Source organism: Clostridium sp. CAG:43 (genome assembly GCF_000434655.1).
Taxonomy (GTDB): domain Bacteria; phylum Bacillota; class Clostridia; order Lachnospirales; family Lachnospiraceae; genus Otoolea; species Otoolea fessa.
The window spans coordinates 40,522-49,167 of the sequence record NZ_FR895114.1; the positions used below are offsets into that span (position 1 = coordinate 40,522).

5 protein-coding genes and 1 pseudogene (1 of these 6 only partly in view) are annotated in these 8,646 nt (G+C 52.6%); all 6 read left to right on the forward strand.

The genetic code is table 11. The features are described from left to right. Positions 1 to 556 (forward strand): polyprenyl diphosphate synthase (gene uppS / locus QVO97_RS11495; protein ID WP_288189732.1); only part of this gene is annotated, 556 nt, incomplete at its 5' end. 12 nt (positions 557 to 568) lie between these two features. Continuing rightward, complete coding sequence (locus QVO97_RS11500) at positions 569 to 1,369, forward strand: phosphatidate cytidylyltransferase (protein WP_022360462.1); 801 nt, start codon at positions 569 to 571, stop codon at positions 1,367 to 1,369. Positions 1,370 to 1,411: 42 nt separating this feature from the next. Next, positions 1,412 to 2,554 (forward strand): 1-deoxy-D-xylulose-5-phosphate reductoisomerase, encoded by a 1,143-nt coding sequence (locus QVO97_RS11505; protein WP_022360463.1) that lies wholly within the window; start codon positions 1,412 to 1,414, stop codon positions 2,552 to 2,554. A 1-nt stretch (position 2,555) separates the two neighbouring features. Beyond that, on the forward strand, positions 2,556 to 3,683 hold the full coding sequence (gene rseP / locus QVO97_RS11510) for an RIP metalloprotease RseP (RefSeq protein ID WP_022360464.1): 1,128 nt from the start codon (positions 2,556 to 2,558) through the stop codon (positions 3,681 to 3,683). 90 nt (positions 3,684 to 3,773) lie between these two features. Beyond that, complete coding sequence (gene ispG, locus QVO97_RS11515) at positions 3,774 to 4,850, forward strand: flavodoxin-dependent (E)-4-hydroxy-3-methylbut-2-enyl-diphosphate synthase (protein ID WP_022360465.1); 1,077 nt, start codon at positions 3,774 to 3,776, stop codon at positions 4,848 to 4,850. 4 nt (positions 4,851 to 4,854) lie between these two features. Further along, positions 4,855 to 8,646, forward strand: a pseudogene (locus QVO97_RS11520) (PolC-type DNA polymerase III); it runs 740 nt beyond the window's last position.

The window sequence follows — 8,646 nt, forward strand, 5'->3', positions numbered from 1 at the left end:
TCTGACGGTATATGGTTTTTCAACGGAAAACTGGAAGCGTTCTGCTGAAGAAGTAGGGGCGCTGATGCAGCTCTTCCGTTTTTATCTGAAACGGCTTTTAAAGATTGCCAAGAAAAATAATGTAAGAGTCAAAATGATCGGCGACCGCACGCGATTTGACAGCGATATCATCGAGGGCATCAACCGCCTGGAAGACGAGACGGCGGCAAACACGGGCATGACCTTTGTGATCGCAGTCAACTACGGCGGCAGAGATGAGATCACGCGCGCGGTGCGCCATATGATGATGGACTGTCAGGACGGAAAGCTGGTGCCAGAGGACGTGACAGAGCAGACCGTTGCGTCCTATTTAGATACGGCGGGCATCCCGGATCCGGATCTTCTGATCCGCACCAGCGGCGAGATCCGCCTGTCCAATTATCTGCTGTGGCAGCTTGCCTACAGTGAGATTTATATCACGGACTGCCTGTGGCCGGATTTCAACCGCGACGAGCTTATAAAGGCAATTGAGCAGTTCAATCAAAGAGACAGACGCTTTGGCGGAGTCAAGGCATAAGGAGGAGTTGCCATGTTCAGAACGAGGCTGATAAGCGGGATTGTGCTTGTAGTACTCGCGATTTTACTGGTTACAAAGGGCGGTGTCCTTCTGTACTGTGTGACCGCCGCGATCTCCCTGATCGGTATGTTTGAGCTTTACCGGGTTATGGGGATTGAGAAAAAAGCGCCGGGCATCGCCGGGTATCTGGCGTGTCTGGGATATTATGGGCTGGTGTGGTTTGAAGGGCAGCATTATGTGACGCTGCTTGCGATTGCAGCCCTGATGGTGCTGATGAGCATTTACGTGTTCACGTTTCCGAAATATGGGACAGAGCAGATTACAGTAGCATTTTTCGGCATTTTTTATCTGGGAATTATGCTTTCCTACCTGTATCAGGTGCGGGCAATGGCGGACGGAAAATACCTTGTCTGGCTGATCTTTTTAAGCTCCTGGGGCTGTGACACCTGCGCATACTGCGCGGGAATGCTCCTTGGAAAACACCGTCTGGCACCGGTTTTAAGCCCGAAAAAATCGATCGAGGGCGCCGTCGGCGGTGTGGTCGGATCGGCTCTGTTAGGCTGCATTTATGCGTATTTCTTCGGTGCGAAGATGGACGAGGTCAGCAATCCGATGGTGGCATGCGCGGTGGCGTGTGCGATTGCGGCGGTTATTTCCCAGATCGGGGATCTGGCGGCGTCGGCGATCAAGCGGAACCACAATGTCAAGGATTACGGAAACCTGATTCCGGGACACGGCGGCGTGCTGGATCGGTTCGACAGCATGATTTTTACGGCACCGGCGATTTATTTTGCACTGACGTTTTTACGATAAAACGAAAGCATGTATGAAAATACAGAAACAGGAGAATAAGAAATGAAAAAAATTGCGATACTTGGATCAACCGGATCGATCGGAACACAGACATTGGAAGTGGTCCGGGCGAATAAAGATATAGAAGTAACGGCTCTGGCGGCTGGCAGCAATATTGATCTTCTGGAGAAACAGATCCGGGAGTTTTCTCCGAAGATCGCGGCGGTCTGGAACGAGGAAAAAGCAAAAGAACTGAAAGACCGTGTGCGCGATCTGGATATCCGTGTCGAGAGCGGCATGGATGGACTTCTCGCAGTGGCAACGGAGCTGGGTGCGGAGATTGTGGTGACAGCGGTAGTCGGAATGATCGGTATCCGCCCGACGATCGCAGCGATGAATGCTGGAAAAGATATTGCACTTGCAAACAAAGAGACCCTGGTAACGGCCGGGCATATCATTATGTCGCTGGCAAAGGAGAAGCATGTCCGCATTCTGCCGGTGGACAGCGAGCATAGCGCGATTTTCCAGAGTTTGAACGGTGAGACGGGAAATAAGATCCACAAGATTCTCCTGACAGCGTCCGGCGGACCGTTCCGCGGATGGACGAGAGAGCAGATGAAGGGTGTGCAGGTCGAAGATGCGCTGAAACATCCGAACTGGACGATGGGACGCAAGATCACGATCGACAGTTCCACGATGGTAAACAAAGGTCTGGAAGTTATGGAGGCAAGATGGCTCTTTGGCGTGGAGATGGATCAGGTGCAGGTGGTTGTGCAGCCGCAGAGTGTGATTCATTCAATGGTAGAATACGAGGACGGCGCGGTGATAGCGCAGCTCGGCACGCCGGATATGAAGCTTCCGATCCAGTATGCGCTGTATTATCCGGAACGCCGCTTCCTGGCGGGCGACCGGCTGGATTTTGCAAAGCTGGCACAGATTACCTTTGAAGCGCCGGATTTTGAGAATTTCCACGGACTTTCCCTGGCATACAAAGCCGGACGGCGCGGCGGCACGCTTCCGACCGTGTTCAACGCGGCAAATGAGCGGGCAGTCCAGAAATTCCTCGATCGCGAGATCGGATATCTGACCATCACTGATATGATTGAGGCGGCGATGGAACACCACACCGTGAAAGAGAATCCGACGGTCGAAGAGATTCTGGCAGCAGAACAGGAAACCTATGATTTTATAGAGAGCAGGTGGTAGATTGGTAAGTTTGCTGGCGGCGCTGATTGTATTCAGCCTGATCGTGCTGTTTCACGAATTTGGACATTTTTTATTGGCAAAACGGGGCGGAATCTGCGTCGTTGAGTTTTCGCTCGGCATGGGTCCTAGACTTTTCAGTTTTGTGAAAGGCGGGACGCGGTACTCGCTGAAGCTGCTTCCGTTTGGCGGTTCTTGTATGATGCTGGGGGAAGATGAAGGGTATGATGCGCCGGGTGAGACGGAAAAAGGGAGTTCCTGCGATCAGAACCAGAGTCTGACAGATGGAAAAACGGATCGGCTCCTGCTGCCTCCGGGCGCAACGGGGACTTATTTTAATGCGGTTTCTGCCTGGACACGTTTTAAAGTCGTGGTGGCAGGACCTGTATTCAACTTCATTCTGGCGTGGTTTTGCGCCTTTTTCGTGATCAGCTGTGTGGGATTTGATCCGGCGTCGGTTGTCAGTGTTGAGGACGGCTATCCGGCACAGGAGGCGGGGCTGCAGGCGGGCGATACGATCGAGCGCTTAAATGGTACGCGCACCTATCTGTACCGCGATGTGCAGACGTATCTGCAGTTTCATCCGGGAAAGAGTGTCACGGTGGAGTATGTGCGGGATGGGAAATCTTACACGACGCAGATGGTTCCGCACTATTCTGAGGAAGCGGGACGCTATCTTATTGGAATCAGCGGTGGTGTTTACCAGAAACCGGCGTCCGTGATTCAGACGGTGCAGTATAGCTTCTATGAAGTGCGCTATTGGATCCGTGTGACGTTCAGCAGCCTTGGCATGATTCTGAAGCGGCAGGTCAGCTCGAATGATATCGCGGGTCCGGTGCGGATTGTGTCGATGATCGGCACGACGGTCAAGGAGAGCCAGAGCTACGGACTTATGATTGTGCTTGTCAATCTGGCCAATATGTGTATTCTGCTCAGCGCCAATCTGGGTGTCATGAACCTGCTTCCGATTCCGGCGCTGGACGGCGGACGGCTTGTATTTATCATTCTGGAGATGCTGCGCGGCAAGCCGGTTGATCCGGAAAAAGAGGGCATGGTCCATATGGCGGGCATGGCGGCGTTGATGACGCTGATGTTATTTGTATTGTTTAATGATATTAGAAATTTATTGTAATGATAATTCATTTGATTCAAAGGCATGAAAGATTCGCTCGAAAAAGGCCGGAAATTTTGTGTCGGAGAAGAATGGTTTGGGAGGAACGATATGGGATACCGGGACGAGACGAAAGTGGTGCAGATTGGAAAACGACAGATCGGCGGCGGCAATCCGATTCTGATCCAGTCGATGTGTAATACGAAAACAGAGGATGTGAAGGCGACCGTCGAGCAGATTCTGGCGCTGGAGCACGCGGGCTGCGATATTATCCGTGTGGCAGTGCCGACAATGGAGGCGGCTGCTGCCCTGACGGAGATTAAACGCCAGATACATATTCCATTGGTGGCGGATATTCATTTTGACTATCGTCTCGCGATCGCGGCGATCGAGTGCGGCGCGGACAAAATCCGTATCAATCCGGGAAATATCGGTTCCAGAGAGCGGATCCAGGCGGTGGTTGACAAGGCAAAAGAGTATGGCGTGCCGATTCGTGTCGGCGTCAACAGCGGTTCTTTGGAAAAGCCATTGGTAGAGAAATATGGCGGCGTGACAGCGGAAGGACTCGTTGAGAGTGCGCTGGATAAGGTTGCCCTGATTGAGCAGATGGGTTATGACAATCTGGTTATCAGCATCAAATCTTCGGATGTTATGATGTGTGTAAAAGCACATGAACTAATTGCAAAAAAGACTCATTATCCGCTGCATGTCGGTATCACAGAGGCGGGAACTGTGATTGCGGGCAATATCAAGTCAGCGGTCGGTCTGGGACTGATTTTGAGTCAGGGAATCGGTGATACGATCCGCGTGTCCCTGACAGGCAGCCCGCTGGAGGAGATCAAGTCTGCAAAGCTGATTTTGAAGACGCTGGGACTTCGTCGGGGTGGTGTGGAAGTTGTTTCATGTCCGACCTGCGGACGCACGCAGATCGATCTCATCAGTCTGGCAAACCAGGTGGAGACGCTGGTACAGGGATATCCGCTGGATATCAAGGTTGCCGTCATGGGCTGCGTGGTCAATGGACCGGGCGAGGCGAAGGAAGCCGATCTCGGTGTAGCCGGCGGTATCGGCGAAGGACTTCTGATACGCAAGGGCGAGATTATGAAAAAACTGCCGGAGAGTGAACTTTTACCGGCGCTTAAAGCGGAGCTTGACCGGATGGTGGAAGAGAAAAAAGCAAAGGAATGATAGAATGAAAACATTTCTGGAGGTATTTCCAGATTTACATATTGCGGAAAATGTGCGGGGACTGCTTGAAATGGTCGGGATCGAGAAGATCTCGACGAACCGTGACCGGAGCGTGATCCGCGTCTACATCGACAGCCCGCGCCTGATGCACAAGCAGAGTATCTACGATCTGGAAAAAGGCATCAAGGAGCAGTTATTTCCGGGCAAACGGGTGACGATCAAGATTTTGGAGAAATACCATCTGTCCAGCCAGTACACGCCGGAAAAACTCATGAATGTGTACCGGGACAGTATTTTGATGGAGCTGAAAAATTACAGTATCCTTCTTTATAATATGTTCCGTAAGGCGGAGATGGATTTTGAAGAAGAAGGATACCTGAAGCTGTCGCTGGAGGACACGATGATCGTGCGCGATAAGGCACAGGAACTGGTGCGGATTCTGGAGAAAATCTTTACCGAGCGCTGCAATGTGCCAATGGTTGTGAAGACTTCCTATCGTCCGGTTGAGAAGAAGAATACTGAGCCGGAGATCATCTACATGAAGCCGCAGGCGGCAGGCGAGAGTGGCGCGGCTGCCGGAGCAGCAGGTGCCAATGAGGCGTATATGGAACCGTCGGGGGCAGAACCTGTCTCTGGCGGTGTCGATTTGCCATTTGACGAGGGAAAGACTGTTTTAAAACCGGTTGGTAAGCTGAAAGCCGGGGGGAATCCGGCAGGAGGCAGAAACCAGGCAGGCAGCGCAAATGCTGGATCTGGCAAGGGCGGCGAGTACCGCCGTTCGGGCTATATGAAGAAATCCGACAATCCGGATGTGCTGTTTGGGCGCGATTTCGATGAGGAGGCGAGCCCGATCGAGGAGTTGGAAGGCGAGGTTGGGCAGGTTGTCATCCGCGGAAAGATCCTGACTTGCGAGCTAAGGGAGCTTCGCAGCGGCAACACACTGTTTATGTTTTCGGTAACGGATTTTACAGATACAATCGGCGTCAAGATCTTTGCACGGGAGGATACGCTGGATGATTTGAAGACGGCGACCAAGGCGGGACAGTTTGTCCGCATCAAGGGTGTTGCCAACATTGATAAATTTGATGGCGAGCTGACGATCGGTTCGGTTTCCGGCATCAAGAAATGCGAAGATTTCACCAGCAAGCGGATGGACAACAGTCCGGTCAAGCGCGTGGAGCTTCACTGTCACACAAAGATGAGCGATATGGACGGTGTTTCCGAGGTCAAGGATATCATCAAACGTGCCAAACAGTGGGGCATGGACGCGATCGCTGTCACCGACCACGGCTGTGTGCAGGCGTTTCCGGATGCGAACCATGCGGTTGATAAGGGCGAAAACTTCAAGATCCTCTATGGTGTTGAGGGCTATCTCGTCGATGATATGAAGGAACTGGCGGAGAATGAGAAAGGACAGACGTTAGATCACACCTGCGTTGTATTCGATATCGAGACGACCGGTTTCAGCCCGATCAAGAACCGCATCATCGAGATCGGCGCGGTGCGTGTGACGGATGGAAAGATTGTGGACAAATTCAGCACATTTGTCAACCCGGAAGTGCCAATCCCCTATGACATTGAACAGCTGACAAGCATCAACGACGGCATGGTAATCAGCGCGCCGACGATCGAAGAGGTTCTGCCGGAATTTCTGGCATTCTGTGAGGGGGCGGTCATGGTCGCGCACAACGCGTCGTTTGATATCAGTTTCATCAAAGAAAATGCGAGACGGCAGGGACTCACATTCCAGCCGACGGTTCTCGATACGGTTTCGCTGGCGCGTGTTCTGCTGCCGAACCTGAACCGCTTCAAGCTCGACACGGTAGCGAAAGAGCTTAAAATTTCCCTCGAAAACCATCACCGGGCGGTCGATGATGCGGGGGCGACGGCAGAGATTTTTGTCAAGTTTATCGAGATGTTAAAGGCTCGTGATATCGAAAATCTGACGCAGCTCAACGAACTCAGCAAAATGACGCCGGAAATGATCCGGAAGATGCCGACCTACCATATTATTATTCTGGCGAAGAATGATGTCGGGCGAATCAACCTGTACCGGCTGATTTCCCAGTCAAACCTGACGTATTTTGCAAAACGTCCGCGGATTCCGAAGAGTCTGCTGGCGAGCCACCGCGAGGGGCTGATTCTTGGATCGGCGTGCGAGGCGGGCGAGCTGTTTCAGGCGATCCTGCGCGGGGTTCCGGAGGAGGAACTGGGAAAAATAGCGAATTTCTACGATTATCTGGAAGTGCAGCCGCTTGGAAACAACGCATTTATGCTGCGGGATGAGAAAAGTTCGGTCAACACCTGGGAGGATCTGCAGGATCTGAACCGCAAAGTGATTGAACTTGGCGAACAGTGGAACAAGCTGGTCTGCGCGACCTGCGACGTACATTTCCTCGATCCGGAGGATGAGATCTACCGCCGTATCATCATGGCGAGCAAGGGCTTTAAGGATGCAGACGATCAGGCACCACTGTATCTGCGGACTACCGAGGAAATGCTGGGGGAATTTGAATATTTAGGCAGTGATAAGGCGGAGGAGATTGTTATCACAAACACGCGCAAGATCGCGGCGATGTGCGAGCGCATTTCCCCGGTACGCCCGGACAAGTGTCCGCCGGTTATTCCGAATTCGGATGATACGCTGCGTACCATCTGCTACAACCACGCGCATGATATGTACGGCGATAAGCTGCCGAAGGTGGTAGTCGATCGGTTGGAGCGTGAACTTCACTCGATCATTTCCAATGGATTCGCCGTTATGTATATCATCGCGCAGAAGCTGGTTTGGAAGTCGAATGAGGATGGATATCTGGTTGGTTCGCGAGGATCCGTTGGTTCCTCGCTGGCGGCGACGATGTCTGGTATCACGGAGGTAAATCCGCTGAGCCCGCATTATTACTGCCCGAACTGCCATTATTACGATTTTGATTCAGAAGACGTAAAGAAGTTTTCGGGTATGGCGGGCTGTGATATGCCGGATAAGATATGTCCAAAGTGCGGAAAACCGCTGAAAAAAGACGGGTTCGACATCCCGTTTGAGACGTTCCTGGGATTCAAGGGCGATAAGGAGCCGGATATCGACTTAAACTTCTCCGGCGAGTACCAGAGCCGGGCGCACAGCTATACGGAGGTCATCTTCGGAAAAGGACAGACCTTCCGTGCGGGGACGATCGGTACGCTGGCGGATAAGACAGCGTATGGTTTTGTGGCGCATTATTATGAGGATAAGGGAATCCGTAAGCGCCGGTGCGAGATTGAGCGCATCGTGTCCGGCTGCGTAGGCGTGCGGCGTACCACCGGACAGCATCCGGGCGGTATCATCGTACTGCCCCTCGGAGAGGAGATTGACACGTTTACACCGGTGCAGCACCCGGCGGACGATATGACGACACGTACCGTCACGACGCATTTCGATTACCACTCGATCGACCACAACTTGTTGAAACTCGATATTCTCGGACACGATGATCCGACCATGATTCGTATGCTGCAGGATTTGACGGGACTCGACCCGGTTAAGGATATTCCACTGGATTCGAAGGAGGTCATGAGTCTCTTCCAGAACACGGAGGCGCTCGGTGTCACGCCGGAGGATCTCGGCGGCTGTAAGCTCGGGGCGCTTGGCATTCCGGAGTTTGGTACAGACTTCGCGATGCAGATGTTGATCGATGCCAAACCGAAATATTTTTCGGATTTGGTGCGGATTTCCGGTCTGTCCCACGGTACGGATGTATGGTTAGGAAACGCGAAAGACCTTATCCTGAGCGGACAGGCGACGATTCAGACGGCGATC